At 71.1% G+C, this 24,334-nt stretch carries 21 protein-coding genes and 1 pseudogene; 14 read left to right on the forward strand and 8 right to left on the reverse strand.

Annotated features, from left to right (window positions below; genetic code table 11):
- Nucleotides 1–47: 47 nt before the first annotated feature.
- The 5 genes from NRK68_RS20875 to NRK68_RS20895 form a co-directional block, all read right to left on the reverse strand.
- The gene (locus NRK68_RS20875; RefSeq protein WP_030764336.1) at nucleotides 48–806 is read right to left on the reverse strand and encodes a succinate dehydrogenase iron-sulfur subunit; all 759 of its coding nucleotides are present in this window, start codon (nucleotides 804–806) and stop codon (nucleotides 48–50) included.
- A complete protein-coding gene (gene sdhA / locus NRK68_RS20880) occupies nucleotides 806–2,560 on the reverse strand; it encodes a succinate dehydrogenase flavoprotein subunit (RefSeq protein ID WP_183066856.1) in 1,755 nt (584 codons plus the stop codon). Before sdhA ends, NRK68_RS20875 begins: the two co-directional genes overlap by 1 nt.
- Nucleotides 2,561–2,583: 23 nt before the next feature.
- Nucleotides 2,584–3,066 carry a succinate dehydrogenase hydrophobic membrane anchor subunit gene (locus NRK68_RS20885; protein WP_183066855.1) on the reverse strand — a complete coding sequence of 161 codons (483 nt, stop codon included), beginning with the start codon at nucleotides 3,064–3,066 and terminating at the stop codon, nucleotides 2,584–2,586.
- Between the two features lie 5 nt (nucleotides 3,067–3,071).
- Nucleotides 3,072–3,452 (reverse strand): succinate dehydrogenase, cytochrome b556 subunit, encoded by a 381-nt coding sequence (gene sdhC, locus NRK68_RS20890; protein WP_075970878.1) that lies wholly within the window; start codon nucleotides 3,450–3,452, stop codon nucleotides 3,072–3,074.
- A 152-nt stretch (nucleotides 3,453–3,604) separates the two neighbouring features.
- A complete protein-coding gene (locus NRK68_RS20895) occupies nucleotides 3,605–4,171 on the reverse strand; it encodes a 2-oxo-4-hydroxy-4-carboxy-5-ureidoimidazoline decarboxylase (RefSeq protein WP_257857896.1) in 567 nt (188 codons plus the stop codon).
- Nucleotides 4,172–4,542: 371 nt separating this feature from the next.
- Here NRK68_RS20895 and NRK68_RS20900 point away from each other — a divergent pair, with 371 nt between their 5' ends.
- Nucleotides 4,543–5,295, forward strand: a complete 753-nt coding sequence (locus NRK68_RS20900) for an RNA polymerase sigma factor (protein WP_183066854.1) — start codon at nucleotides 4,543–4,545, stop codon at nucleotides 5,293–5,295.
- The gene (locus tag NRK68_RS20905) at nucleotides 5,295–6,335 is read left to right on the forward strand and encodes a hypothetical protein (RefSeq protein ID WP_183066853.1); all 1,041 of its coding nucleotides are present in this window, start codon (nucleotides 5,295–5,297) and stop codon (nucleotides 6,333–6,335) included. Before NRK68_RS20900 ends, NRK68_RS20905 begins: the two co-directional genes overlap by 1 nt.
- Before the next feature lie 316 nt (nucleotides 6,336–6,651).
- Here the strand turns inward: NRK68_RS20905 and NRK68_RS20910 are convergent, their stop codons facing one another.
- Nucleotides 6,652–7,524, reverse strand: a complete 873-nt coding sequence (locus NRK68_RS20910) for a L,D-transpeptidase family protein (RefSeq protein ID WP_183066852.1) — start codon at nucleotides 7,522–7,524, stop codon at nucleotides 6,652–6,654.
- 179 nt (nucleotides 7,525–7,703) lie between these two features.
- On the opposite strand from NRK68_RS20910, the gene NRK68_RS20915 reads away from it, so the two are divergent.
- Together NRK68_RS20915 and leuE are read left to right on the forward strand one after the other, a co-directional pair.
- A complete protein-coding gene (locus NRK68_RS20915) occupies nucleotides 7,704–9,284 on the forward strand; it encodes an acyl-CoA mutase large subunit family protein (RefSeq protein WP_257856406.1) in 1,581 nt (526 codons plus the stop codon).
- A gap of 45 nt (nucleotides 9,285–9,329) precedes the next feature.
- Nucleotides 9,330–9,980 carry a leucine efflux protein LeuE gene (gene leuE, locus NRK68_RS20920; protein ID WP_183066850.1) on the forward strand — a complete coding sequence of 217 codons (651 nt, stop codon included), beginning with the start codon at nucleotides 9,330–9,332 and terminating at the stop codon, nucleotides 9,978–9,980.
- Nucleotides 9,981–10,002: 22 nt separating this feature from the next.
- Here the strand turns inward: leuE and NRK68_RS20925 are convergent, their stop codons facing one another.
- Both NRK68_RS20925 and NRK68_RS20930 read right to left on the reverse strand, forming a co-directional pair.
- Nucleotides 10,003–11,337, reverse strand: a complete 1,335-nt coding sequence (locus NRK68_RS20925) for a polysialyltransferase family glycosyltransferase (protein WP_183066849.1) — start codon at nucleotides 11,335–11,337, stop codon at nucleotides 10,003–10,005.
- Complete coding sequence (locus tag NRK68_RS20930; protein ID WP_257856407.1) at nucleotides 11,337–12,317, reverse strand: glycosyltransferase family 2 protein; 981 nt, start codon at nucleotides 12,315–12,317, stop codon at nucleotides 11,337–11,339. Before NRK68_RS20930 ends, NRK68_RS20925 begins: the two co-directional genes overlap by 1 nt.
- Before the next feature lie 176 nt (nucleotides 12,318–12,493).
- On the opposite strand from NRK68_RS20930, the gene NRK68_RS20935 reads away from it, so the two are divergent.
- From NRK68_RS20935 to NRK68_RS20980, 10 genes and pseudogenes are all read left to right on the forward strand, one after another.
- Nucleotides 12,494–13,870, forward strand: a complete 1,377-nt coding sequence (locus tag NRK68_RS20935) for a DUF6716 putative glycosyltransferase (RefSeq protein WP_183066847.1) — start codon at nucleotides 12,494–12,496, stop codon at nucleotides 13,868–13,870.
- A pseudogene (locus NRK68_RS20940) lies at nucleotides 13,867–14,235 on the forward strand (acylneuraminate cytidylyltransferase family protein); the annotation flags it as partial. The gene NRK68_RS20935 and the pseudogene NRK68_RS20940, both read left to right, overlap by 4 nt.
- 390 nt (nucleotides 14,236–14,625) lie before the next feature.
- Nucleotides 14,626–15,537 carry an N-acetylneuraminate synthase family protein gene (locus tag NRK68_RS20945; protein ID WP_257857897.1) on the forward strand — a complete coding sequence of 304 codons (912 nt, stop codon included), beginning with the start codon at nucleotides 14,626–14,628 and terminating at the stop codon, nucleotides 15,535–15,537.
- A gap of 175 nt (nucleotides 15,538–15,712) precedes the next feature.
- Entirely contained in the window at nucleotides 15,713–16,888 is a 1,176-nt protein-coding gene (locus NRK68_RS20950) for a hypothetical protein (protein ID WP_257856408.1), read from the forward strand.
- 137 nt (nucleotides 16,889–17,025) lie between these two features.
- Entirely contained in the window at nucleotides 17,026–18,270 is a 1,245-nt protein-coding gene (locus NRK68_RS20955; RefSeq protein ID WP_257857898.1) for an amidohydrolase, read from the forward strand.
- 229 nt (nucleotides 18,271–18,499) lie between these two features.
- The gene (locus NRK68_RS20960; protein WP_183066844.1) at nucleotides 18,500–19,561 is read left to right on the forward strand and encodes a BMP family lipoprotein; all 1,062 of its coding nucleotides are present in this window, start codon (nucleotides 18,500–18,502) and stop codon (nucleotides 19,559–19,561) included.
- Between the two features lie 232 nt (nucleotides 19,562–19,793).
- Nucleotides 19,794–21,452 carry an ABC transporter ATP-binding protein gene (locus NRK68_RS20965; RefSeq protein WP_183067099.1) on the forward strand — a complete coding sequence of 553 codons (1,659 nt, stop codon included), beginning with the start codon at nucleotides 19,794–19,796 and terminating at the stop codon, nucleotides 21,450–21,452.
- Nucleotides 21,449–22,564: an ABC transporter permease gene (locus tag NRK68_RS20970; RefSeq protein ID WP_183066843.1), complete on the forward strand. Its 1,116-nt coding sequence runs from the start codon at nucleotides 21,449–21,451 to the stop codon at nucleotides 22,562–22,564. The genes NRK68_RS20965 and NRK68_RS20970 overlap by 4 nt, the downstream gene beginning before the upstream one ends.
- Entirely contained in the window at nucleotides 22,561–23,823 is a 1,263-nt protein-coding gene (locus NRK68_RS20975) for an ABC transporter permease (protein WP_257856409.1), read from the forward strand. Before NRK68_RS20970 ends, NRK68_RS20975 begins: the two co-directional genes overlap by 4 nt.
- On the forward strand, nucleotides 23,820–24,233 hold the full coding sequence (locus tag NRK68_RS20980; RefSeq protein WP_183066841.1) for a cytidine deaminase: 414 nt from the start codon (nucleotides 23,820–23,822) through the stop codon (nucleotides 24,231–24,233). The genes NRK68_RS20975 and NRK68_RS20980 overlap by 4 nt, the downstream gene beginning before the upstream one ends.
- The last annotated feature ends 101 nt before the right edge of the window (nucleotides 24,234–24,334 follow it).

Consider the following 24,334-nt stretch of genomic DNA (forward strand, 5'->3'; position numbering starts at 1 on the left):
CGGGGTGAACCGGGGACGGGGCCCTCGTACAGGCAGGGACCGGGAGGTCAGAAGCGGCGCGTGATCAGCGCACGCTTGACTTCCTGGATCGCCTTGGTGACCTCGATGCCACGCGGGCACGCGTCGGTGCAGTTGAAGGTCGTGCGGCAGCGCCACACGCCGTCCTTGTCGTTCAGGATCTCCAGCCGCTGCTCGCCGGCCTCGTCACGCGAGTCGAAGATGAAGCGGTGCGCGTTGACGATCGCCGCCGGGCCGAAGTACTGGCCGTCGTTCCAGAACACCGGGCACGAGGACGTGCACGCGGCGCACAGGATGCACTTGGTGGTGTCGTCGAAGCGCTCGCGGTCCTCGGCGGACTGCAGGCGCTCGCGCGTCGGCTCGTTGCCCTTGGTGACCAGGAACGGCATGACGTCCCGGTACGCCTGGAAGAAGGGCTCCATGTCGACCACGAGGTCCTTCATCACCGTGAGGCCCTTGATGGCCTCGACGGTGATCGGCTTCTCGGGGTTGATGTCCTTGATCAGCGTCTTGCAGGCGAGCCTGTTCTTGCCGTTGATCCGCATCGCGTCCGAGCCGCAGATGCCGTGCGCGCACGAGCGGCGGAAGGTGAGCGTGCCGTCCAGGTCCCACTTGATCTTGTGGAGACCGTCGAGCACGCGCTCCTTGGGGTCGATCTCGATCTGGAAGTCCTGCCACTGCGCCTCGTCCGAGATCTCGGGGTTGAAGCGGCGGATCCGGAAGGTGACCGTGATGTACGGGGAGGCCGCGGCCGCCTCTTCCATCTTGTCCAGGGTGGGGGTAGCCATCAGTACTTACGCTCCATCGGCTGGTAGCGGGTCGTCACGACCGGCTTGTAGTCGAGCCGGACCGAGTCCGAGCCGTCGGCTCCGACCTCGCGGTACGCCATGGTGTGGCGCATGAAGTTGACGTCGTCGCGGTTGGGGTAGTCCTCGCGGTAGTGACCACCGCGGGACTCCTTGCGCGCCAGGGCGGACACGGCCATGACCTCGGCCAGGTCGAGCAGGTTGCCCAGCTCGATGGCCTCCAGCAGGTCCGTGTTGAAGCGCTTGCCCTTGTCCTGGACGGACACGTTCTTGTAGCGCTCGCGCAGCTCCGCGATCTTCTCGACCGCGGTCTTGATGGTCTGCTCCGTACGGAAGACCATCACGTTCGCGTCCATCGTCTCCTGGAGCTCCAGACGCAGGTCGGCGACCCGCTCCTTGCCCGTGGAGTTGCGCAGGCGCTCGACGAGGTCCGACACCTGCTGCGCCGGGTTCTCGGGGAGCTCGACGAAGTCGTTCTCCTGCGAGTACTTGGCCGCGGCGATGCCGGAGCGCTTGCCGAAGACGTTGATGTCCAGCAGCGAGTTGGTGCCCAGGCGGTTCGCGCCGTGCACCGACACGCAGGCGACCTCGCCGGCCGCGTACAGGCCCGGGACGACGGTGGTGTTGTCCGACAGGACCTCACCCTCGACGTTGGTCGGGATGCCGCCCATGGCGTAGTGCGCGGTGGGCTGGATCGGGATCGGGTCCGTGTACGGCTCGATGCCCAGGTAGGTGCGCGCGAACTCGGTGATGTCCGGGAGCTTCGCGTCGAGCTGCTCCGGCGGCAGGTGGGTGAGGTCCAGGTACACGTGGTCACCGGCCGGACCGCAGCCGCGGCCCTCACGGATCTCGGTGTAGATGGAGCGCGAGACGACGTCACGGGACGCGAGGTCCTTCATGACCGGCGCGTACTTCTCCATGAAGCGCTCGCCGTCCTTGTTGCGGAGGATGCCGCCCTCACCGCGGGCGCCCTCCGTCAGCAGGATGCCCATGCGCCAGATGCCCGTCGGGTGGAACTGGAAGAACTCCATGTCCTCCAGCGGCAGGCCGCGGCGGTAGCAGGCCGCCTGGCCGTCACCCGTGAGGGTGTGCGCGTTGGAGGTCACCTTGAAGAACTTGCCGGTGCCGCCGGAGGCGTAGATGACGGCCTTGGCCTGGAACACGTGGATCTCGCCGGTGGCGAGCTCGTACGCGACCACACCGGCCGACTTCTTGACGCCGTCCTCCTCGACCAGGAGCTGGTCCAGGACGTAGAACTCGTTGAAGAACTCCACGCCCTCCTTGACGCAGTTCTGGTACAGCGTCTGGAGGATCATGTGACCGGTGCGGTCCGCGGCGTAGCAGGACCGGCGGACCGGCGCCTCGCCGTGGTTGCGGGAGTGACCGCCGAAGCGGCGCTGGTCGATGGTGCCGTCCGGGGTGCGGTTGAACGGCAGGCCCATCTTCTCCAGGTCGAGGACCGCGTCGATGGCCTCCTTCGCCAGGATCTCGGCGGCGTCCTGGTCGACCAGGTAGTCACCGCCCTTGACCGTGTCGAAGGTGTGCCACTCCCAGTTGTCCTCCTCCACGTTCGCCAGCGCGGCGGCCATGCCGCCCTGCGCCGCGCCCGTGTGGGAACGGGTGGGGTAGAGCTTCGTCAGCACCGCGGTGCGGCTGCGCTTCGTCGACTCGATGGCGGCGCGCATGCCGGCGCCACCGGCGCCGACGATGACGGTGTCGTACTTGTGGATCTTCATTGGTTTCGCCTCAGCCCCGTTGCCTAGCGGATGTTCGGGTCGAAGGTGAAGATCACCAGCGTGCCCAGAAGGATGGTGAACACCGTGGCGGTGTAGAGCAGGCCCTTCAGCCACAGCCGCGTGTTGGCACGCTCCGCGTAGTCGTTGATGACGGTACGCAGGCCGTTGGCGCCGTGCAGCATGGCCAGCCACAGCATCAGCAGGTCCCAGACCTGCCAGAACGGGGACGCCCAGCGGCCGGCCACGAAGGCGAAGCCGATCTTGGAGACGCCGCCGTCGAGCACCAGCTGGATCAGCAGGTGGCCGATGACGAGGACGACGAGCACGATGCCCGAGAGGCGCATGAAGAGCCACGCGACCATCTCGAAGTTGCCGCGGGTCGAGCGGGGCGTCTTGGCCGTGCGCTTGCGCGGGGCCTCGATGTACGGCGCGGGGTTGTCGACGTCGTAGAGGGAAACGCCCTCCACGTCGCCGATGACCTTGGCGGAAGAAGTGTCAGAGGACATGCGCGTCACTTCCCGAACAGTTCGAGGTAGGCGTGGCCGAGCACGGGGTAGAGGGCCCCGACCATCAGCACGACCCAGATGCCCACGACCCACCAGAGCATCGTCTTCTGGTGGCGCGGGCCCTTGGACCAGAAGTCCACGGCGATGACACGGAGACCGTTGAGCGCGTGGAACAGGATGGCGGCGACGAGGCCGTACTCCAGCAGCGCGACGATCGGAGTCTTATAGGTGGCCACGACATCGTCGTACGCCTCGGGGGAGACGCGGACGAGAGCGGTGTCGAGGACGTGTACGAACAGGAAGAAGAAGATGAGGACGCCGGTGACTCGATGAGCCACCCAGGACCACATTCCTTCCCGGCCGCGGTACAACGTTCCAGCCGGCACGGAAAACCCTCCGGAAGCGGGGCGGGGGCCAGCCGGCTTCTTTGTCGGTCGGGCCCGGCCGGGTACGGTCCACCGGCCCCGGACATCGTAGCGACGAGTTGTCGGTTCCCTCGCCCGGGGTCCGGCTGTGTGATCAAACAGGCACGTACGGGCTATCCCACAGGGGCGAATAGCCCGGTTTCGGCCACAGATGCCCCCTCGGAGCGGGTCAGCCGGCGCGTCAGGTCCAGCAGCCGGGACTGCGCGACACGCCGCAGCTCGTCCGCGGAGATCGAGCGTTCCTCGTCCACCTCGTGCCCCATCCGCCGCCGGATGGCCCCCAGGAGCTGGTCGGCCTGCTCCTCCGGCGCGTGGCCGTCCAGGCAGATCACGAAAGCGTGGCCGAACTTCCGTTCGTATTCCGCGTGGGCCGCGTCGAGGGCCAGCAGCGCGGCGTACGGCGCCCCGTGGTCCAGTTCGGCCGAGTGCTCCGCGGCCAGCGCCTCGGTCAGGTCGGCCTGCGACAGGTCGTACGAGGCCTCGTCCGCGGCGGCGAGCAGGGTGCCCGCGTCCGGGTACGGGCGGTGCGCCGCCACCCGGTGCGCCCAGCGGCGGCTGCCGCAGCAGTGCAGGAGGACCGCCCGGGCGGCCTCGGGGGACAGGGTGTTGAACCGCGTCAGTCCGGGGCCGTGGGAGGGGTCGGGGCAGCCGCGGGCCTGTGCCGGAAGGTGGCTGGACAGCGGGGGCTCCTCGGGGCGTGGCGGGGATGTGCCGCAACGCTATCGACGCAGGGCATGGTGTGTCGTACCCGTGCGGGGATTTCACCCGGAAGTGAGCCGAAAGGATGACGTGGGCGCGCCGGGCAGGCATGGTGGGATGCCCGAAAGGGGGAGGGCGACCGAGGCCGCCACCCCCCACAGGAGAGGCCCCGGCCGCCATCCGTCACGGGCTCGTGCGACAAGCCCGTACCCCTGTCAGCGCCGGGGGTGCGTTTTGTGTCACACCTCGCTCCGCGCAGGATTGGTTGCACGTTGTATCACTCGTGGACGAGAGGTGCTTGAAAGCCGTAACGTGCTGATTTGCGCCACACGTACAGGACAGGTTGGGGACTTTGCTGGGGGACGACGCGGAGCTGACCGCCGCGGTGCTCGCGGCACAGGACGGCGACGAGAACGCGTTCCGTGCTGTGTACCGTGCCGTGCATCCACGCCTGCTCGGTTACGTACGCACGCTCGTCGGAGACGGCGATGCCGAGGACGTGACCTCGGAGGCCTGGTTGCAGATAGCCCGCGACCTCGACTCCTTCACCGGCGACGCCGACCGCTTCCGCGGCTGGGCCGCCCGCATCGCCCGGAACCGGGCACTCGACCACATACGCATGCGCGGCCGCCGCCCCGCGATCGGCGGCGACGACACCGAGCTCAGCGGCTGGGCCGCCGAGTGCGACACGGCCGGCGCGGCGATGGAGTCCCTCGACACCGGGCGCACCATGGCGCTCATAGCCCAGCTGCCCCAGGACCAGGCCGAGGCCGTCGTCCTGCGGGTCGTGGTCGGCCTGGACGCCAAGAGCGCGGCCGAGACCCTGGGCAAGCGGCCCGGCGCCGTACGCACCGCCGCGCACCGCGGTCTGAAGAAGCTGGCGGAACTGCTGGCCGCGCAGGGCGCGGACAGCGGCTTCGAGGCAGGGCCGGGCACCGGGTCCAGGGCGGGCGCCGCGGTCGGCCATAATGCCGGTGGCCATGCGTGGGACGGCGGGGGCGGGAGGGATCTCGACGCCGTACCCGCACAGCGTGGCCGGGGCGGAAGTTACGCGGAACAAACCGGTGTGACGCATTCACGTTGGCGGACGCAGAAGGACATGTGATGGCCGACGAGCGCGACAGGTGGCTGGACGAGGCCGCGGCGGAAGCATTCCTGCGCGGCGGACCGACGGAACCTGTGGGGCCCGCCGCCGACCCGCGTGCCGCGATGGAGGCCGCCCGGCTGCGGGCCGCCCTGGACGCCCTGGCCGCGATGGCGGCCGCACCCAGGGGTACGGAACTGCCCGGCGAGGAGCCGGCGGTGAAGGCCTTCCGCGCGGCGCGCGCCGCCGCGCGTCCCGCCACCGCGGGCCGCGCCACCGCGGGCCGCGCCACCGTGCCGTCCGCGGCCGACGCCTCCCGTGAGCCCCTGGTCGCCCTCGGCCGCGTCCATCCCGCCCCCGTACCGGCCCGCCGGCGCGCCCGGACCGTGAGCTTCGGTCTGGCCGCCGCCCTCGCGAGCGTCGCCGCGGGCGGTCTGGCCGCCGCGGCGGGCGCGGGGCTGCTGGACCGGTCCCGCCAGGACACCGCGGGACCCGGACCGGCGATGTCGGTCAGCGCCGGGGAGAGCCCGGTCCCGGACGTCGGCGGCAGCGCCCCGCCCGTCACCCCGAAGCTGCTGCCCACCCCGCTCCCGGAAGGCTCGAACCCGGGGTTCGCCCCCGTCTCGCCGTCGCCCACCGCGGGCGGGCGGGCGACACCCGGCGCCGGAACGGTCCCCGACTCCTTCCCGGGCAGTTCCGCGTCCGGCGGTTCGGGCCGGGGCGGCAAGGACGACCAGAGCGGTCCGGGCGACCGGGAGGCGAGCCCCGACACCCTGGGCACCGGCGAGCTGGCCAAGGACCGGCAGCGCGAGCAGGAGAACAGGCTCAAGGTCGACCTCTGCCAGGAGTACCGCAAGGGCCGGCTCAACGACGACCGGCGCGAGCGGCTTTCACGGCTGGCCGACGGGCTCCTGCGGATCCCCGCCTACTGCGCCTCGGTGCTGGACGGGGACTCCGGCGGCACCGGGCCCCGCGACGCCCCGCTGGGCGGGACGCTCAGGGCGCCGACCCTGTCGCCCGCGGTCCCGCAGGGCTCCACGCCCCTGCGCGCGGGCCGCTGACACATGTGCTGACCTGCCTGTAACACTTTTCGAACCGGTGACGCAGTACTAATCGAGCCGACTGGTCATCGGCCGCGCATGAGCCGGGGTTCCCCCCGTACCCCTGGGCTCTGCGCAACCGGCGCGGGCGGGGCACGTTCCCCCGGCCCTGCCCGCGCCCTTTACTTCGACCCGTTCAACGCGACAGGCCGTCCCTTGCGCGGTCCGCCGGTATCGGCGGGCGGCGCAAGGGACGGCCTGATGCGTTCCACCGGCTCGCGGCCGGCTCCGTGGTCGGGGCCCGGCATCCGGGCCCCCGGCGTGACCCTCCGCGGGGTCACCAGTAGACGACGACCTTGTCGCCGACCTGCACGTCGTCGAAGAGCTTCGACAGCTTGCCCTTGTCGCGGACGTTCACGCAGCCGTGCGAGGCGCCGTTGTAGCCGCGGGCGGCGAAGTCCGCGGAGTAGTGCACGGCCTGGCCGCCGCTGAAGAACATCGCGTAGGGCATCGGCGTGTGGTAGATCGTCGACGTCCAGTCCTTGGCCTTCCAGCCCACGTTGAACACGCCCTCGCGGGTCGGGGTGTTCTCCGAGCCGAAGCGGACGTCCATCGTCGAGACGACCTTGCCGTCGATCATCCAGGCGAGGGTGCGGCTCTCCTTGCTGATGCACATGACGCGGCCCGTCATGCAGCGCGGGTCCGGCGCGGCGACCTCGTTGGTGGTCGGCGGGCGCAGCTCGTCGGCGCTGGGCTTCTTGCTGGAGCTCTGGATCTTCTTCCAGGTCTTGTCGTCGACCCCGCCGGTCGCGTCCAGGCCGTTCTTCGACTGGAAGGACTTCACCGCGGCCGTGGTCTTGGAGCCGTAGAAACCGGTCGGCGCGACCGTCATCAGCTTGAGCTGCTTCAGGCGGGCCTGGAGCTCGCGGACCTGCTCGCTCTCGTCGCCGTTGGCCATGATCTGCTTCACCGAGGGCGAAGGCGAGGCCGACGGGGAGGCGGAGGCGGACGCCGAGGCCGACGGCGAGGCCTCACCGGGCTTGTTGTCGGCGGTCGGGGAGGCTTCGGGGGTGGCGCCCGCCGTGGGCGAGGACGGCGCCGCGGAGGAGGAGCCGGCGGACTCCGTCTTCTGCGGACCGCAGGCGGTCGCGGCGAGCGCGACGGCGGTGGCGACCCCGATCGTGCGGATTATGGCTCTCTGGCGCTGCATTGCAGTCCCCCGGTTTCTACGTCGTGTATCTAGGTGATGCCTGGCGCGCGTGGAGAGTTGCACAGGGTCCCGGGATGTTGCGCCATTGTGACCAGCAACCGTCCGCAGCCTTACGAAGCGACGCGCGGGCAAGGTTGTATCAGCCCCGGGCCCGGTTGCTCTACGGAGGACTTCGTCACATGGCCAGCACGGAGAGCGGAATCCCGGTCGAACCGGTCTACGGACCGGGCGATCTGACGGAATGGGACCCACAGGTCCAATTGGGTGTACCTGGGGACTTCCCCTACACCCGAGGGATTTATCCGAACATGTACACCGGTCGGCCCTGGACCATGCGGCAGTACGCCGGCTTCGGCACGGCCACCGAGTCCAACGCCCGCTACCGGCAGCTCATCGCGGGCGGCGGCACCGGGCTGTCCGTCGCCTTCGACCTGCCCACCCAGATGGGCCACGACTCCGACGCGCCCCTCGCCCACGGCGAGGTCGGCAAGGTCGGGGTGGCCGTCGACTCGCTCGACGACATGCGGACCCTGTTCGACGGCATCCCCCTCGACCGCGTCTCCACCTCGATGACGATCAACGCGCCCGCCGCGCTCCTCCTGCTGCTCTACCAGCTGGTCGCGGAGGAACAGGGCATCACGGGCGCGCAGCTGACGGGGACGATCCAGAACGACGTCCTGAAGGAGTACATCGCCCGGGGGACGTACATCTTCCCGCCCGGGCCCTCGCTGCGGCTGACCGCCGACACCTTCCGCTACTGCCGGGCCGAGATCCCCCGGTGGAACACCATCTCCATCTCCGGCTACCACATGGCCGAAGCCGGCGCCTCACCCGCGCAGGAGGTGGCCTTCACCCTCGCCGACGGCATCGCCTACGTCCGTACCGCCCTCGCCGCCGGGATGGCGGTCGACGAGTTCGCGCCGCGGCTCTCCTTCTTCTTCGTCGCCCGCACCACCCTGCTGGAGGAGGTCGCGAAGTTCCGCGCCGCCCGGCGGATCTGGGCCCGCGTCATGCGGGAGGAGTTCGGGGCGCGGGACCCCAAGTCGATGATGCTGCGCTTCCACACCCAGACCGCCGGTGTCCAGCTCACCGCACAGCAGCCCGAGCTGAACCTCGTACGCGTCGCCGTGCAGGCGCTGGCCGCGGTGCTGGGCGGCACCCAGTCGCTGCACACCAATTCCTTCGACGAGGCGATCGCGCTCCCGACGGAGAAGTCGGCCCGCCTCGCCCTGCGCACCCAGCAGGTCCTCGCGCACGAAACGGACGTCACCCACACCGTGGACCCCTTCGCCGGGTCGTACGCGGTGGAGCGGATGACGGACGAACTGGAGGCCGCGGCCCTCGGGCTGATGCGGCGTGTCGAGGAGCGGGGCGGAGCGGTGGCCGCCATCGAGGCCGGCTTCCAGAAGGCGGAGATCGAGCGGAACGCCTATCGCATCGCGCGGGAGACCGACAGCGGCGAACGGGTGGTGGTCGGGGTCAACCGCTTCGCGCTGGAGCGTGAGGAACCGTACGAGCCGCTGCGCGTGGACCCGGCGATCGAGGAGCGGCAGTGCGCGGCGCTGGCACGGCTGCGGGCGGAGCGCGACGGGGCGGCGGTGACGGCGGCGCTCGCGGCCCTGCGGGAGGCGGCGGCGGGCACCGCGAACGTGCTGTACCCGATGAAGGAGGCGCTGCGCGCGCGGGCCACGGTGGGGGAGGTGTGCGGGGCGCTGCGGGAGGTGTGGGGGACGTACGAGCCCACCGGTTCCACATGCTGAAACACGGTGGACTGTCAGGTGTGTCCTCATGGGACACTCCTGCACATGCTGGGTGTCATCGATCTGCCGACGTACCTCGCCGGCCTTGTCCTGATCATTCTCCTGCCGGGACCGAACTCGCTCTACGTGCTGTCCGTCGCCGCCCGCCGCGGTGTGCGCACGGGCTACAAGGCCGCCGCCGGGGTGTTCACCGGCGACGCCGTACTGATGGCGCTGACCGCCCTGGGCGCCGGGGCCCTGCTCCGCGCGAGCCCGCTGGTGTTCACCGTGGTGAAGTTCCTCGGCGCCGGGTACCTGGCCTGGCTCGCCGTGGGAATGATGCGGGGTGCCTGGGCGCTGTGGCGCATGCGCCGGGACGAGGACGAGACGCGGGCCGATGCCCCCGCCGACCCCGCGGAGACCGAGCGGCCCTACCGGCGGGCCCTGCTGATCAGCCTCCTCAACCCGAAGGCCATCCTCTTCCTGATGTCCTTCTTCGTGCAGTTCGTGGACCCGTCCTACGCCTACCCGGCGCTGTCGTTCCTCGTCCTGGGCGGGCTGCTGCAGACCGGCAGCTTCCTCTACCTGACGCTGCTGATATTCGGCGGCACCCGCCTCTCGGAGGCCTTCCGCCGCCGCAAGCGGCTGTCGGCCGGGGCGACCTCGGCGGCGGGCGTGCTGTTCCTGGGGTTCGCGGCCAAGCTCGCGGTCGGCTGAGCCGGCCGAGCGCCCTGGGCCGTCAGTTCAGGACCCGGCGCAGGGTCCGGGCCACGCGCCGCACGGTCCGGCTGCGCGGCAGGAACGACAGCTGGGCGGGGATCCCGCCGGGCAGCCCCAGCGCCGTCAGCCGGCGCCGTGTGAAGTACCGCCAGGTGCCCGGGGTCAGGTGCGCGGCCAGGTACGCCTCGGCCGCGCCCCGCCGCGCCGCCAGGATCTGCGGCTGCATGGTGAACCCGACGGCGGTCAGCAGCCCGGCCCGTTCCGCTCCGGCCCGCTCCAGCGTCGCGGGCGTCCAGGCGTGGACCGCCTCCGGGTCCGCCAGGTCCGGCAGCAGCGCGTCCACCAGCACCAGCGGTACCCGGTTGCTGTTCGGGTACGGGTCCAGGCGGGCCAGTACGGCCCCGGTACCGGTGCGCGCGACGGGCAGCCCGTACAGCGTGGCGGCGGTCAGCAGGCCCGTGGAGAAGCAGCCGACGACCAGCGCCGGCCGCAGCAGCCGGTAGAGGGTCTCGGCCAGGACCGGGCTGCTCGTCACGGTGAGCCGGGCGCCGAGCCGTTCGGCCTCCGCCACGGCCCGGCGGGCGTAATCGGCCGGCGCGCCGGGGTGCGGCTTGAAGACCAGCTCCCGGTGGCCGAGCGCGAAGGCGCCCCGGACCATCGAGGCGTGCAGCTCCTCCTCCTCGTCCGGGGTCATCAGGTCGAGCGCCGACAGGTACTGGCCCAGCAGCAGGGCCGGGGACTCCCCGGCGCCGTCCAGGTCCGGACCGTGCGGGGGCAGCTCCGCGAGGACCTTCAGGAAGGCCTCCGCGGGCACCAGCTCCGGCCGCGCCCCGAACTCCGTCAGCAGCAGCGGCTGCAGGCCGGGGACCAGGTCCAGGTGGAGCACCCGGCGCACCCGCATCCCGAGCTGCGGGTCGAGGCGGAAGCGGGTGGGGCCGTAGCTCATCAGCCCGTCGGCGTAGACGTCGACCGCGGCGCCGGGGAAGAGCCGGCACAGGGACTGGGCCGGCGGTACCTGGAGGGACTCCACGACCAGCTCGACCCGGTCCTCGCCCAGGCCCCACAGCGCCCGCAGGTGCCGCTCCCAGATCGGTACGTCCTCGGCGCGCGGGGCCCAGGTGCTCGGGTGCTGCGGCTCGATCACGGCGTTCCAGTCGAGCACCTCGTCGAACCGGGTGCGCAGGGCGGCGAAACCCGGCGCGCCGACGAGGCCCGGGGCCACCTCGGCGGTGACGGCGTGATTGCTGGTCAGCAGGATCCGGCGGCCCGCGGCCGGGAAGCAGCCCGCGTCGACGCCCGCCGCGAGCGTGGCCGCGCCGTAGAGGGTGGAGGCCAGGAAGATCTGGGTGAGCATCAGGCGGTCGCCCCCGACGGGGTGCGGCGGCCGCCGCGCAGGCGGCGCAGGAGCGTGGAGCGCTCGGCGTCCATCGAGTCCAGGACCCGGTCGAGCACGTCCTGGGGCATGCGGCCGAGCGCGGCCGCGCTCATCAGGCGGAGTTTTTTTGCCACGGCCGGTTCGTACCTTTCGATGGATCCGAAATGGTGCGCGATAATTGCGCAGTACGTTCGTACGGATTTCGGCAGGAGGAGTTCGGATTCCGGATCGGCGGCGACCTCGGCGAGAACCTGATCGAATGCCCGGATGAAATCGAGCTGCCGTTCGTCCCTGATCTGCGTCAATGACGTGGAAACACCGCGCCGGTAGAAGACACCGGGCAGCCCGACCGCCGCGAAGGAATCGGCCTCCCGGTGCAGCCGCCAGATCCACGGCCGGTCCTCCGCCGTGCGCAGCCCGTCGGTGAAGTGCAGCAGGCCGCGCTCCAGCAGCCGCCGGTGGTACATGCCCGCCCAGGCGTACGGATAGTCCACCGAGGTCGCCCGGTCGGCGGGCAGGATCGCGCCGCGCGGATCGGCGACGACCGACTGCGGACCGAAGGGGACCCGCTGCACGCTCCGCGTCCGGCCCGTGCAGCGCACATGGTCGGTACGGATGAAATCGCAGCCCAGCGCCTCCATGGCGGCCAGCATCCGGGCCAGGTGGCCGGGGGCCAGCCAGTCGTCCCCGTCCAGGAAGGCGAGGTACTCGCCGCGGGCCGCGTCCAGTCCGGTGTTGCGCGCGGTGGCGAGGCCGCCGTTGCTCGCGTGTCTGAGGTGCACCGCCCCGGGCAGCTCGCCCGCCGCCCGTTCCAGCAGGTCCGCCGTCCCGTCCGTCGAGCAGTCGTCGACGAGCAGGAACTCGAAGTCCTCCCGGGCGTTCAGTTCGAGACTCCGCAGGGCGTCCGGCGCGTAGGTCCGGACGTTGTAGAACGGCACGACAACAGAGAGCTTGGGCACCCGCGAGACATTAGGACGCCGCCCGGCATTCACCGTGGCCCGGACACGGATTTCATGTGAACGGCGCGGGGCGGGCGGGTTAACCCGTACGCTTTCGCATTCAGTCGACGCTTTGTTAACCCGCTGTTGTGCGTTCGTTGGGCCGATCACCGAAAACGCGGAATAGCTTCTGCCGCGTGCCAGAACGCAAACGCGTCGCCGTACTCGCCGATTCCGACACGAGATGGAAATGGGGCGCCACCACCGCCCGCCGTCTCGTGCCCGACCACCAGCTCACCGGATACCTGCTGCGCGGCCGGGCCACGCCCACCGCGCGCCAGCTCGGCGAGGTGGGAGTGGGGGCCGCCCGGCCGGCCGAGGTGACCTGCGCCGAGTTCCTCGCCGAGATCGAACGCGAGCGCTACGACGTGGTCGTCCTCGCGCTCGTCGGCGGGGCCGTCCAGGCCGTCCTGCACGGGGCCCGCGCCCTGTGGCCCGCCCCCGCCCGGCGCCCCGTACTCGTCACCGGATACGTCGGGGTCGTGTACGAGAAGCTCGCCGACGGGCTGCTGCTGCGGCACGGCGCCGACCTCGTCCTCGCCAACTCCCGCCACGACGCGGAGCGCTTCCGCGCCGTGTACGAGGGGGTCGGCGCGGACGCCGGCGCCGTCACCGAGACCGCGCTGCCCTTCCTGGGCGGGGCGCCGTACGAGCCGGCCGGGAGCCGGGCCCACACGGTGGTCTTCGCCGTGCAGCCCTCCGTGCCCGACAGCCGCGTCGACCGCGCCTACCTGCTGGAACGGGCCGTCGGCCACGCCCGCAAGCACCCCGGCCGGGAGGTGCTGATCAAGCTGCGCAGCAAGCCCGGGGAACACACCACGCACCTGGAGGAGCAGCCCTACCAGCGGCTCGCCGAGCGCGTCCGCGGCGGACTGCCCGCCAACTGCCGCCTGGTCTACGGGAACATGGGCGAGGTACTGGACGGCGCCGACCTGCTGGTCACCGTCTCCTCCACGGCAGCCCTGGAAGCCCTGCACCGTTCCATCCCGACGGCCGTCCTCACCGACCTCGGCATCCGCGAGGCCCTCGGCAACCACCACTTCCTGGGCTCCGGCTGCCTGGCCTCGTGGGACCAGCTCGACGCGGGACTCCTCCCGGAGGGCGACCCGGTCTGGCTCGCCGCCCAGGGCGTCCGCCCGGCGGCCGCAGCGAGCGCCGGGCCCGCCGCGGGCGAGGACGCCGCCTCCCACGGCTCCGACGCCCACGACCCCCGTACCCACGACCCCTACGCCCTCGCCCGCGCCAAGGTCGCCGGGCTGCTGGCCGCCGCCCGGCTGCCCGCGCCCGCCCCCTACTACACGCTCACCACCGCCCCCGGATACCTGCCCGGCATCCTCGCCCGGCACCGCCTCGCCCCCGACGGCACCCCCCGGCCCGGCGCCGCACGGCCCGAGGCGGGGGAGTCCCGGCTGCGCCGCCGGCTCCGCACCCACCTGCGCGAGGCCGCCCGCGGGGTGTACCGCCACGGGGTGCAGCGCGTCGCCCCGGTGATCCGCAGGCTGGGGGAGCTGTGAGGGTCCTCGCCGTCGTCCCCGCCCGCGGCGGCTCCAAGGGGGTCCCCGGCAAGAACCTCGCCGAGGTCGCCGGCACCCCCCTCGTCGCCCGCGCCGTCCTGGCCTGCCGGGCCGCGCCCACCGTCACCGACGTGGTGGTCTCCACCGACTCCGAGGCCATCGCCGGGGCCGCCCGCGCCGCGGGCGCCGACGTGATCACCCGCCCCACCGCGATCTCCGGCGACACCGCCAGCAGCGAGGCCGCCGTCCTGCACGCACTCTCGGCCTTCGAGGAACTGCACTCGCTCACCGTGGACGTGGTCCTCCTCGTCCAGTGCACCAGCCCCTTCCTCACGACCTCCGACGTCGAGTCGGTCGCCTTGGCCGTCGCCTCCGGGGCGGCCGACTCGGCCCTGACCGTGGCCCCCTTCCACGGCTTCCTCTGGCGGGACGACCCCGACGGCTCCGGCACCGGCGTCAACCACGACCCCGCGTACCGGCCCCGCCGCCAGGACCGGCCGCAGGACCTGCTGGAGACCGGCGCCGCCTACGCCATGGACGCCGCCGGCTTCCGCACCGCCCGCCACCGCTTCTTCGGCCGCACCGTGCCCGTCCCCACCGACCCCGCCCGGGTCCTGGAGGTCGACGACCCGCACGACCTGGCCCGCGCCCGGCTCCTCGCCCCGCTGCTCGACCCGCGCCCCGGCGCCCCCGCCGACCCCCGGCCCACACCCCACGCCCCCCGTACACCCCCGCACCGAAGGACGCCCCCTGCCATGACGACCTCCCTCCCCGACCCGCGCCTGCGTCCCTTCGGAGCGCGCACCGCCGGCCCCGGCCACCCCGTCTACGTCGTCGGCGAGATCGGCATCAACCACAACGGCGACCTCGGCAACGCCTTCGCCCTCATCGACGCCGCCGCCGAGGCCGGATGCGACGCCGTGAAGTTCCAGAAGCGCACCCCGGAGATCTGCACCCCGCGCGACCAGTGGGACATCGAGCGCGACACCCCCTGGGGCCGGATGACCTACATCGACTACCGCCACCGGGTCGAGTTCGGCGAGGACGAGTACCGCGCCATCGACGAGCACTGCGCCAAGCGCGGCATCGACTGGTTCGCCTCCCCGTGGGACACCGAGGCCGTCGCCTTCCTGGAGAAGTTCGACGTCCCCGCCCACAAGGTGGCCTCCGCCTCCCTCACCGACGACGAACTGCTGCGCGCCGTGCGCGCCACCGGCCGGACCGTCGTCCTGTCCACCGGCATGTCCACCCCGCAGCAGATCCGCCACGCGGTCGAGGTCCTCGGCAGCGCCAACATCCTCCTCTGCCACGCCACTTCGACGTACCCGGCCAAGGCCGAGGAGCTCAACCTGCGGGTCATCGACACCCTGCGCGAGGAGTACCCCAACGTCCCGATCGGCTACTCCGGCCACGAGACGGGCCTGCAGACCACCCTCGCCGCCGTCGCCCTCGGCGCCACCTTCGTCGAGCGTCACATCACCCTCGACCGCGCGATGTGGGGCTCCGACCAGGCCGCCTCCGTCGAGCCCGGCGGCCTGGCCCGCCTGGTCCGCGACATCCGCACCATCGAGACCGCCCTCGGCGACGGCATCAAGCGGGTCTACGACTCCGAGCTCGGCCCCATGAAGAAGCTCCGCCGCGTCCGCGGCGAGCTGGCCTCGGTCTAGGGGGTGCCCGGCGGATCAGGGCCGGGCCCGGGCCGCCCGGCACCGCGGCCTGCCGCGTTGTCGTCGGTCGCCGACGCTCCGCGTGGGCTCCCTCCTCCGCCTTGCATTCCACGGCACCGGACACCCCCCGGCCGTCGTCCGGCGCACCGGTACCGCCCCACGCGAAGGAGTACGTGTGAGCACCTCCGCCTCCACCCTGGCGTTCGTCGAGAGTCCGGTCCAACTCCTCAACACGCTGGAATGGGCGTACGCGCGCGGCACCACCGCCGACAGACCGCTGGACGGCGTACCGAGCCAGCGCGGGCGCCGCGCCGCCGGACGGGCGGCGGAGCCCGGCCCCCGCCCGGCCGGCACGCTCGCACCGTTGCGGATCGTCGTCCTGCCGCCCACCGACCCCATGTCCCGCGGCCAGCTGCGCCGGATGGCGGCACTGGCCCGGGACGAGGGGTGCGACGTGCAGTGGCAGGAGGCGCGCGGCAGCCGCCTCGCACCGCTGCGGGCGCTCGCCGCCCTGGCGGGCGACGTCCGCGCGGCGCGCACCGTCGTCATCGGCGACCCCTTCTCGCGCTACGTCCAGCTCCTGCTCACCCTGGTGCGCTCCGAGGAACTCGTCGTGGTCGACGACGGCACCGCCACGATGGAGTTCGTCGCGCAGACCGCCCGCGGCGAACGCCTCGTCCGCTGGCACCGGGTCGGCGGCGGAGGACTGCCCGGCCGTGTCCGCGAGCTGGCGTACGCGCCCGTCTCGGCGGCCGCCCGGCGCCACTTCGTCCCGGACCGCGCCGCCGGCCGCGGGGCGGAGCGCCGCGTCGAGCTGTTCACCTCGATGCCGGTCGCCCCGTGCGGCGGGATGACCCTGCGGGCCAACGAGTTCGCCTGGACCCGCGCCCGCTTCGGCCCGCCCCGGCTGACCAGGGGCACCGACCTCGTCGGATCCTCGCTCGTGGAGACCGGCGTGGTGGACCCCGACCGCTACCTGGACGCGGTCCGCTCCCTCGCCCTGGAGCACGGCGCCACCCGCTACTTCGCCCACCGCCGCGAGTCCCCGGAGAAGCTGCGCGCGCTGAGCCGGGCGACCGGGCTGGAGATCGTACGCCCGGACCTGCCACTGGAACTGATCGCCCGTCGGGGTCCCGTCGGCCGGACGATCCTCAGCTTTCCGTCCACGGTCGTCCACACCCTGCCGTACGCCCTGACCGGTACAGGTGTCACGGTCGCCGTATGCGATGTGGACCCGGCCTGGCTCACCGGCTCCGCGCCCCCGCGCGCCCGCAGCTTCCTCGCGGGGGTCACCGACACCGCCCGTGATGTGCACAGACTGCCTGCCCAGGCGGCGCCCGGGGCCGGATGAGCGCGCGAGTTTACCCCCGGGCTCACCCGGTCATGCGTCCAGAGGCTGGGTTTCTTTCCCCTAACGGCATGAACTTTTCGTGATCCCCGTCCAGTTGACCCATCCGTGCGCCTACCCTTCAACGGGTGAACCAGTTGATGTCCCGCGAGTCCCAGACCCTCCAGCCCGTCGCGTCCGACCGGCCCGAGCTGCCCGGCAAACTTCCGGACCACCTGCGCACCGAACTGATCGCCTTCCGCCGGGACTTGCACATGCACCCCGAGCTCGGGCACCAGGAATTCCGCACCACCGCGGCGATCAAGGCCAGGCTCGAGAAAGCCGGCCTCCGACCACGGGTCCTGAAGTCCGGTACGGGCCTGATCTGTGACGTGGGTACCTGGGACGGGGGCCGGCCGATGCTGGCCCTGCGCGCGGACATCGACGCCCTGCCCATTCCCGACACCAAGACGCACGTCGCGTACCGCTCGACCTTCCCGGACCGCGCCCACGCCTGCGGCCACGACGTGCACACCGCCGTCGTCCTCGGCGCCGGCCTCGTCCTCGCCGAGCTCGACCGGCAGGGTCTCCTGCCGCGGCCCGTGCGGCTGCTCTTCCAGCCCGCCGAGGAGGTGCTCCCCGGTGGTGCCACCGACGCGATCGAGTCCGGGGTGCTGGACGGCGTGGGCCGGATCGTCGCCGTGCACTGCGACCCGCGGGTCGACGCCGGCCGGATCGGACTGCGGCCCGGCCCCATCACCTCCGCCTGCGACCGGCTGGAGGTCACCCTCACCGGCTCCGGCGGGCACACGGCGCGGCCGCACCTCACCACCGACCTGGTGACCGCCGCCGCCCGGGTGGCCGTCGACGCCCCCGCCCTGCTCGCCCGCCGGATGGACGCCCGCTCGGGCATGTCCGTCACCTGGGGCCGGATCGAGGCCGGGCACGCCTGCAACGTGATCCCGATGCACGCCGAGCTGTCCGGAACCGTTCGGTGCCTGGACCTGGCGGCCTGGCACGAGGCGCCGGACATGATCCACGCGGCGATCGACGAGATCGCGACGATGCACGGGGCCAAGTTCGAGATCAACCACGTGCGCGGCGTGCCGCCGGTGGTCAACGATCCGGTGATCACCGAGCTGCTGCGCGAGGCGATGGGGGCCCGATGCGGGGCCGAGTCGGTCGAGGACACCGAGCAGAGCCTGGGCGGGGAGGACTTCTCCTGGTACCTGGAGCACGTCCCGGGGGCCATGGCCCGCCTGGGCGTGCGGGCCCCGGGCGACTCCGCCAAGCGTGATCTGCACCGCGGGGACTTCGACGTGGACGAGGACGCGATCGCCGTCGGCGTCGAGTTCTTCACGGCCGCCGCCTTGATCGACGGCCGCCGTACGCTGCCTTCCCGGTAGCGATCGGGTCCCGCTCCTTACAGCATCGGCGAGCCTTCCGTCGGACGCGTCCGGCCCTTGGTACACAAGGGCTGGACGCGTTGGCAGTTACCGATCGGTCACTGTCCGGTTCGCGACGATCCGATAACGACTCATGAACGGGCCTTTAACTGACATCTACGCGCGTTACGATCGCCGCGAAACCAGCGCCGGTCGTGGCGCTTCGGTCAGGTTTTTAAGGAGCCTCCCCTTGCGCCGGATCACCAGGATCGCCACCGTGGGCATCGCGTCCGCGGCGCTGGCCCTCTCGGCCACCGCCTGTGGCGGTAAGAAGTCCTCTGACGCTGCCGCCTCCCCCTCGGAGTCGGGTGGCCAGAAGTCCGCAGCCATCGCGTACGACATCGGTGGCCGCGGCGACCAGTCGTTCAACGACGCCGCCTACGCCGGTCTGAAGAAGGCCGAGACGGACCTCAAGATCAAGGGCGCCGAGGCGGAGCCCACCGACGGCGAGGGCGAGGCCGACAAGGTCCAGCGCCTCACCGAGCTGGCCCGCAAGGGCAACAACCCGGTCATCGGCGTCGGCTTCGCCTACGCCCCGGCCATCAAGAAGGTCGCGCCGAAGTTCCCGAACACCACGTTCGGCATCATCGACGACACCTCGGTGACCGGCCCGAACGTCGCCAACATGGTCTTCAACGAGGAGCAGGGCTCCTACCTGGCCGGCGTCGCCGCCGCCAAGGCGTCCAAGACCGGCACGGTCGGCTTCATCGGCGGTGTCGAGGTTCCGCTGATCAAGAAGTTCGAGGCGGGCTTCGCCCAGGGCGTCAAGGACACCAACCCGAACGCCAAGGTGCTCTCCGCGTACCTGACCCAGCCGCCGAACTTCGACGGCTTCGCCAAGCCCGACCTCGGCAAGGCCGCCGCGCAGGGCCAGCTCGACGCGGGCGCCGACGTGATCTACGCCGCCGCCGGTCTGGCCGGTTCCGGTGCCATCGAGGCCGCGTCCGCCAAGGGCAAGTGGGCCATCGGCGTCGACTCCGACCAGTACAACCAGGCCGGTCTGGCGAAGTACAAGGACTCCATCCTGACCTCGGTCACCAAGGACGTCTCGGACTCCGTCTTCAACCTGATCAAGTCGGTCGAGGACGGCAAGCCCACCACCGGTGAGATCCGCTACGGTCTGGACAAGGACGGCGTCGGCCTGGCCGACTCCAACCCGAAGTACAAGGAGATGACCGACCTCATCGCCGCGGTGGAGAAGGCCAAGGCCGACATCATCGCCAAGAAGATCACCGTCAAGACCGCCCCGTAAGGCAGTTCCTGACATGTAGTCCTGGGTCTCCGGGGTCCGGGAAGCGACCGATGTCGCTCCCGGGCCCCGAGCCTCATTCTGTGATCACTAGTCTGTGACCAAGCAGCCTTTGTGGCCGCGAGTTTTCACTTCCGACAGTGCTACGCGCGTAGAAGCATCGTGGACGCGATACTTTCACTCCCCGCCCTGTCCTCCCTGCCTTCCGCTCCTTTCGCGCCAAGGAGAGTGCGTCATCAACGCGTCCAGCCCGCCCCCCGCCGTAGAACTGCACGGCATCACCAAGCGCTTCCCCGGCGTCGTCGCCAACAAGGACATCGCGATCACCGTCCGCAAGGGCACGGTCCATGCCCTGATCGGTGAGAACGGCGCCGGCAAGTCGACCCTGATGAAGATCCTCTACGGCATGCAGAAGCCGGACGAGGGCACCATCGCCATCGACGGGGAGCAGGTCGCCTTCAGCACACCCGGCGATGCCATCGCCCGCGGCATCGGCATGGTGCACCAGCACTTCATGCTCGCCGACAACCTCACCGTCCTGGAGAACGTCGTTCTCGGCGGCGAGAAGCTGTACGGCATCGGCGCCAAGGCCCGCAAGAAGATCATGGAGATCTCGGACGCGTACGGCCTCGGCGTGCGCCCCGACGCCCTCGTCGAGGACCTCGGCGTCGCCGACCGCCAGCGTGTGGAGATCCTCAAGGTCCTCTACCGCGGCGCGAAGATCCTCATCCTCGACGAGCCGACCGCCGTGCTCGTGCCGCAGGAGGTGGACGCGCTCTTCGACAACCTGCGCGAGCTCAAGTCCGAGGGCCTGACCGTCATCTTCATCTCGCACAAGCTGGGCGAGGTCCTGAAGGTCGCCGACGACATCACCGTCATCCGGCGCGGCACCACGGTCGGCACCGCCGACCCGAGGACCGCCACCCCCAAGCAGCTCGCCGAGCTGATGGTCGGTGCGGAGCTGCCGTCGCCCGAGACCCGTGAGTCCACGGTCACCACGACCCCGATGCTGCAGGTTTCGGGCCTGACCGTCGCCGCCTCCGACGCCGTCGTCGCCGAGCCGGAGGTCCTGGTCCCCGCGGGCGCCCCGGACTCCGCGACCCTGGAGAAGGCCGAGGCCGGCCGTCTCCTCCTGGACGACGTCAACCTCACCATCCACAAGGGCGAGATCCTCGGCATCGCGGGTGTCGAGGGCAACGGCCAGACGGAGCTGATCGAGGCCCTCATGGGCATGATGGCCCCCGACGCGGGCGTCATCACCCTCGACGGCGCGGACATCACCAGGATGTCGGTGCGCAAGCGCCGCGAGGGCGGCATCGGCTACATCCCCGAGGACCGCCACCGCCACGGCCTGCTGCTGGAGTCCCCGCTCTGGGAGAACCGCATCCTCGGTCACGTCACCGAGGCGCCCAACTCCAAGAAGGGCATCCTCGACCCGAAGGCGGCCCGCAAGGACACCGAGCGGATCGTGCGCGAGTACGACGTGCGCACGCCCGGCATCGACGTCACCGCGGCCTCGCTCTCCGGCGGCAACCAGCAGAAGCTGATCGTCGGCCGCGAGATGAGCCACAACCCGAAGTTCCTCATCGCCGCCCACCCCACCCGCGGTGTGGACGTCGGCGCGCAGGCGCAGATCTGGGACGCGATCCGCGAGGCCCGTCGCGAGGGCCTGGCCGTGCTGCTGATCTCCGCCGACCTGGACGAGCTCATCGGCCTGTCCGACACCCTGCGCGTGATCTACCGCGGTCGCCTGGTCGCGGACGCCGACCCCGCCACCGTCACCCCCGAGGAACTCGGCACCGCCATGACGGGCGCCGCCTCGGGGCACCTGGAAGCAACCGACAACCACTCCGCCGCTGCCGACGGTGACACGACGGAGGACGAGGCCCGATGAAGACATTCGACAAGGACCGGCTGATGCTCGCCATCGCCGGGCCCCTGCTCGCGCTGGTCAGCGCCTTCGTACTGACCATGATCGTGCTGGCGGCGACGGGTATCAACCCGATCGAGCCGCTGAGCATCATGGTGGAGAACGGCGGCTACGAGGACATCCAGGTCCTCATCGTCAACCAGGCCGGTACGTACTACCTGGCAGCCCTGGCCGTCGCCATCGGCTTCCGGATGAACCTCTTCAACATCGGCGTCGACGGCCAGTACCGCCTCGCCGCGATGATCTCCGCCGTGGTCGGTGGCGCCATCGCGCTGCCCGGCCCGCTGCACATCCTGCTGATCGTCCTCGTCGCGATGCTCACCGGTGCCTTCTGGGCCGGTATCGCGGGTGTCCTCAAGGCCAAGCGCGGCGTGAGCGAGGTCGTCTCGACGATCATGCTGAACGCCATCGCCACCAGCCTCATCGCCTGGCTGATCCTGCCGAAGAACCTCGGCGTGCAGGTGGAGGGCTCCAACGACCTCACCACCGGTGAGATCGCCCAGTCCGGCTGGTTCCCGGCCCTCTCCCTGGGCGACTCGGGCGAGATCTACGGCTTCACCTTCATCGCCTTCGCCCTCGGCGTCGTCTACTGGTTCGTGCTCAACCGCACCCGCTTCGGCTTCGACCTGCGCGCCAGCGGCGCCAGCGAGTCCGCCGCCGCGGCCTCCGGTGTCGACTCCAAGAAGATGATCATCACCGCGATGCTCATCTCCGGCGCCGTCGCCGGCCTGTCCGGCATGCCCGTGCTGCTCGGCGAGAGCCACACGTACACCCTCGTCTTCCCCGTGGGCGTCGGCTTCACCGGCATCACCATCGCCCTGCTCGGCCGCAACAGCCCCATCGGCATCTTCTTCGCCGCCCTCCTGATGGCCTTCATCGACAAGGCGTCCGCCGGCCTTGACACGGCCGGCTATGCCAAGGAGATCGGCACGATCATGAAGGGCCTGATCGTGATCGCGGTGGTCGTCTCCTACGAGCTGATCCGCCGCTACGGCATCCGCCGTCAGCAGCAGAAGGTCGGCGAGGAGCTGGCTGCGGGCCACGCCATGAAGACCGAGAAGGAGGTCGCGGCGTGAGCGCCAGCACCGTTTCCACGAAGAAGGCGGCACCCGCGCCGGGCGCCCGCAAGAAGCTCACCCTTCCCTGGATCCTGCTGATCATCGCGGGCGGCCTCGCGCTGGTCTCGATGGTCCGCCTGATCTCCGGGGCCAACGACCTCACCTCCATCGGCCAGGTCTCCGGCGCCCTCTCCCTCGCCGTGCCGATCGGCCTCGCCGGTCTCGGTGGTCTGTGGGCCGAGCGCGCGGGCGTCGTCAACATCGGCCTCGAAGGCATGATGATCCTCGGCACCTGGTTCGGTGCCTGGGCCGGCTACCAGTGGGGCCCCTGGACCGGTGTCCTCGTCGGCATCGCCGGCGGCGCCGTCGGCGGCCTGCTGCACGCGATCATCACGGTCACCTTCAACGTCAACCACATCGTCTCCGGTGTGGCCATCAACATCCTGGCGCTCGGCTTCACCCAGTACCTGTCGAACTTCACGTTCGCCGAGGCGCCGGGCGGGTCCTCCAAGCAGTCCCCGCAGGTGGAGCCCATCGCCAAGATCACCATTCCGGGTCTCTCGGACTGGATGGCCGACCTCCAGGCCAAGCACTGGTTCTTCGTCTCGGACCTCGCCGGCGTCATCGGCGGCCTGATCACCGAGATCTCGCTGCTGACCATCGTGGCCCTGCTGCTGATCCCCGCCACCTGGTGGGTGCTGTGGCGGACCTCCTTCGGTCTGCGCCTGCGTTCCTGTGGTGAGAACCCGATCGCCGCCGAGTCCCTCGGCGTCAACGTCTACAAGTACAAGTACATCGCCGTGATCGTCTCCGGCGCCCTCGCCGGCCTCGGCGGCGTGTACCTGTCCGAGGTCGCCAGCCCCATCTACCAGGAGGGCCAGACCGGCGGCCGCGGCTACATCGGTCTCGCCGCGATGATCTTCGGTAACTGGATGCCGGGCGGCATGGCGCTGGGCGCGGGCCTGTTCGGCTTCATCGACAGCCTCAAGCTGCGCGGCGGTGCCGAGAACGTCCACGCGATGCTGCTGCTGATCGCGATCCTGCTGGTCATCGTCTGCGTCTGGCAGCTCTACAAGAAGAAGTACATCCAGGCCGGCATCTCGGTGGCCTTCGCCGCCCTGCTGTTCGTCTGGTACGCGACGACCGACCAGGTGCCGAGCCAGTTCGTCGACGCGGCGCCGTACCTGACCACGCTGCTCGTGCTCGCCCTGTCGGCGCAGCGCCTGCGGATGCCCAAGGCGGACGGCATGCCGTACCGCAAGGGTCAGGGCAAGTGACCGAGGAGCACGCGGCCGAGGAGCACGCGGTGGACTGGGAAGCCCTGCGGACGCACGCCCGGGAAGCGATGACGCGGGCGTACGCCCCCTACTCGGGCTTCCCGGTCGGGGTCGCCGCTCTCGTGGACGACGGCCGCGTCGTGACCGGCTGCAACGTCGAGAACGCGAGCTACGGGCTGGGGCTGTGTGCCGAATGCGGCCTGGTCTCCTCCCTCCATGCGACGGGCGGCGGCCGCCTCACGCACTTCACGTGCGTGGACGGCAAGGGCGAGATCCTCGTCCCGTGCGGGCGCTGCCGACAGCTGCTGTACGAGTTCGGCGGCGACGAGCTGCTGGTGGAGACCCCGGACGGGGTCCTGCCGCTCGCGGCGATGCTGCCGCAGGCCTTCGGGCCCGACCACCTGAGATAGCCGTGCCGACGGCCCTTCGCCCCTGCCGGGCGGAGGGCCGTCGCACTTGCTGTTCCCTGATCCCCTCTCTCCCTCTCTCTATGCGCGTAGAAGGAAGCACC

Origin of the sequence: Streptomyces yangpuensis, assembly GCF_024666385.1 — a bacterium.
In the GTDB taxonomy this organism is placed as follows: Bacteria; Actinomycetota; Actinomycetes; order Streptomycetales; family Streptomycetaceae; genus Streptomyces; species Streptomyces yangpuensis.

Excerpts from the sequence above, each read along its gene's own strand:
- NRK68_RS20915 (WP_257856406.1), top strand. The coding sequence starts at position 7,704 with ATGGCCAGCACGGAGAGCGGAATCCCGGTCGAACCGGTCTACGGACCG.
- NRK68_RS20955 (WP_257857898.1), top strand. The coding sequence starts at position 17,026 with ATGTCCCGCGAGTCCCAGACCCTCCAGCCCGTCGCGTCCGACCGGCCC.
- NRK68_RS20970 (WP_183066843.1), top strand. The coding sequence starts at position 21,449 with ATGAAGACATTCGACAAGGACCGGCTGATGCTCGCCATCGCCGGGCCC.
- NRK68_RS20885 (WP_183066855.1), bottom strand. The coding sequence starts at position 3,066 with ATGTCCTCTGACACTTCTTCCGCCAAGGTCATCGGCGACGTGGAGGGC.
- NRK68_RS20945 (WP_257857897.1), top strand. The coding sequence starts at position 14,626 with ATGACGACCTCCCTCCCCGACCCGCGCCTGCGTCCCTTCGGAGCGCGC.
- NRK68_RS20875 (WP_030764336.1), bottom strand. The coding sequence starts at position 806 with ATGGCTACCCCCACCCTGGACAAGATGGAAGAGGCGGCCGCGGCCTCC.
- sdhA (WP_183066856.1), bottom strand. The coding sequence starts at position 2,560 with ATGAAGATCCACAAGTACGACACCGTCATCGTCGGCGCCGGTGGCGCC.
- NRK68_RS20925 (WP_183066849.1), bottom strand. The coding sequence starts at position 11,337 with ATGCTCACCCAGATCTTCCTGGCCTCCACCCTCTACGGCGCGGCCACG.
- NRK68_RS20910 (WP_183066852.1), bottom strand. The coding sequence starts at position 7,524 with ATGCAGCGCCAGAGAGCCATAATCCGCACGATCGGGGTCGCCACCGCC.
- NRK68_RS20905 (WP_183066853.1), top strand. The coding sequence starts at position 5,295 with ATGGCCGACGAGCGCGACAGGTGGCTGGACGAGGCCGCGGCGGAAGCA.
- leuE (WP_183066850.1), top strand. The coding sequence starts at position 9,330 with ATGCTGGGTGTCATCGATCTGCCGACGTACCTCGCCGGCCTTGTCCTG.